Source organism: Prochlorococcus sp. MIT 0701, from assembly GCF_000760295.1.
Lineage (GTDB): Bacteria > Cyanobacteriota > Cyanobacteriia > PCC-6307 > Cyanobiaceae > Prochlorococcus.
Genome location: NZ_JNBA01000048.1, coordinates 1 through 2072, shown reverse-complemented (window position 1 = coordinate 2072; position 2072 = coordinate 1). Strand labels below are relative to the sequence as shown.

3 protein-coding genes are annotated in these 2072 nt (G+C 45.1%); 2 read left to right on the top strand and 1 reads right to left on the bottom strand.

Going from position 1 to position 2072, the window contains the following annotated elements; genetic code table 11:
* Positions 1-392 precede the first annotated feature (392 nt).
* Both EV12_RS12715 and EV12_RS12710 read left to right on the top strand, forming a co-directional pair.
* Positions 393-635, top strand: a complete 243-nt coding sequence (locus EV12_RS12715; protein WP_036916018.1) for a Nif11-like leader peptide family natural product precursor — start codon at positions 393-395, stop codon at positions 633-635.
* Between the two features lie 448 nt (positions 636-1083).
* A complete protein-coding gene (locus EV12_RS12710) occupies positions 1084-1353 on the top strand; it encodes a Nif11-like leader peptide family natural product precursor (protein WP_052039612.1) in 270 nt (89 codons plus the stop codon).
* Positions 1354-1633: 280 nt separating this feature from the next.
* Here EV12_RS12710 and EV12_RS12705 read toward each other — a convergent pair whose 3' ends face one another.
* Positions 1634-1903, bottom strand: a complete 270-nt coding sequence (locus EV12_RS12705) for a hypothetical protein (RefSeq protein WP_152563021.1) — start codon at positions 1901-1903, stop codon at positions 1634-1636.
* Positions 1904-2072: the final 169 nt, after the last annotated feature.

Below are 2072 nucleotides of genomic sequence, written 5' to 3'. Positions count from 1 at the left end.
AACACTGATTACAACAACACTGAACTGCTCGATCAAGAGCTGACTACAGCTGAACTATCAGAAGACCAGCTTAAGGGGGTTGCTGGTGGTATTCCGGGGGTTTCTCTTTTTGGTGCCTTTCTTAAGGGGGCCTTTCACAATGGTATTCCTTGGTTGTGAGCTTTAGAGGGTTAGATATATAGCCTACACACTCAAAGCCCCTGAGCATTTAGGTGGTTATTTCTTCAATAGCCTGACTAATCCCATCTTCATAAGGGGCTTTTTATTTCTTCAATAGCCTGACTAATCCCATAAATCAGCCTCCAACCATTGGCACTAATTAATACTTAGTTCAACCAAGAGCGGCTTACATACTGAACCAGTGCTATGACTGCTATATTAGCACCTATCCCATGTCAGAAGAGCAACTCAAGGCATTCATCGCCAAAGTTCAAGCCGATACTTCACTACAGGAACAGCTCAAGGCAGAAGGCGCTGATCTTGTTGCTATTGCCAAAGCTGCTGGGTTCGCAATTACAGAGGCCGAGGTCAAGGCTTATGGAACTAGGGAACTAAATGATGAAGAGCTGGAAGGCCTTGCTGGCGGGGGGTGGACGATGAAGTGTACAGCTTTGTGGTCGAAGAACTGCTGGTAAGCTTCTAGAAGATTTTTTTTTAGGGGATTTGGCCGCCGGAACGATCCTGACTGGGCGGATAAAAGGCGTAGCTGAAAAAAGAAAGCCTACACGCTTCACGCCCTTGCATTAGCAGGGGTTTTTTATTTCTTCAACCACCTCACTATTGGCTTTAAACAACCATCGATACCTGCCACCATTGACATGGATAAGGTTGCCGTGATGCCTTATTTGGCAGGCACTAATCAGAAATAGTTTTTCGTATTCTCAACAAATCTACCCTTAACTTAATCTGCTCTAAAGCTATTTATATTCTCTAACTTAATCACCACAGATTGAGGCTTTGATCACCATCTCTAATTCCATTGGCCCTGCGGAACTCAACTGCAAGACCAGATGTTGACAAACATTGATCTTCACTGACGCCAGCTCAGTATTGTCTTATATGTTGATTAGATAAACACCACCAATGTCAGAAGAGCAACTCAAGGCATTCATAGCCAAGGTTCAAGCCGATACTTCACTACAGGAACAGCTCAAGGCAGAAGGCGCTGATGTTGTTGCTATTGCCAAAGCTGCTGGGTTCGCAATTACAGAGGCCGAGGTCAAGGCTTATGGAACTAGGGAACTAAATGATGAAGAGCTGGGAACTAGGGATCTAGAAGGCCTTGCTGGCGGCGGGGGGTGCTTAATTACTTGGGGGGTTAGGCCTAACGGCCGCCGGTTTTATATTTTTTAGGGGATTTGGCCGCCGGAACGATCCTGACTGGGCGGATAAAAGGCGTAGCTGAAAAAAGAAAGCCTACACGCTTCACGCCCTTGCATTAGCAGGGGCTTTTTGTTTCTTCAACCACCTCACTATTGGCTTGAAACAACCATCGATACCTGGCACCATTAGCATGCAGAAAGTTGCCTTGATGCCTTATCTGGCAGGCACTAATCAGAAATAGTTTTTCGTATTCATCACAAATTTACCTTCAACTTCTTTTGCCCTAAAACTACTTATATCCCTACCTTAATCACCACAGTTTGTGAGTTTGATCTCCATCTCTAATTCCATTTGTTTTTCTAAATTTGACGGCAACTTGATGCCAATCCTCAGGGATTTGATTGAGGCGAACATCCCAATCCCAACACCAGGGAGTAGCAAAAACTCGTCGAGAAGGTTGATCTGAGCTTTTCACCAGCTTTTCACCAGTAACCCCTGCTCTCTCCACCAGAAAGAAATAGGAGTTTTCACCAGAAAGGCTGAGATCTTGTAGGAGTCGAGGGAAAACAACCCAACACAACTCACACACTTATCACCTTTAAAACCATGACTACTTTCAACACTGACTACAACAACACTGAACTGCTCGATCAAGAGCTGACTACAGCTGAACTATCAGAAGACCAGCTTAAGGGGGTTGCTGGTGGTATTCCGGGGGTTTCTCTTTTTGGTGCCTTTCTTAAGGGGGC

Coding starts and splice junctions, on each gene's coding strand:
- EV12_RS12710 (WP_052039612.1), top strand. CDS start 1,084: ATGTCAGAAGAGCAACTCAAGGCATTCATAGCCAAGGTTCAAGCCGAT.
- EV12_RS12715 (WP_036916018.1), top strand. CDS start 393: ATGTCAGAAGAGCAACTCAAGGCATTCATCGCCAAAGTTCAAGCCGAT.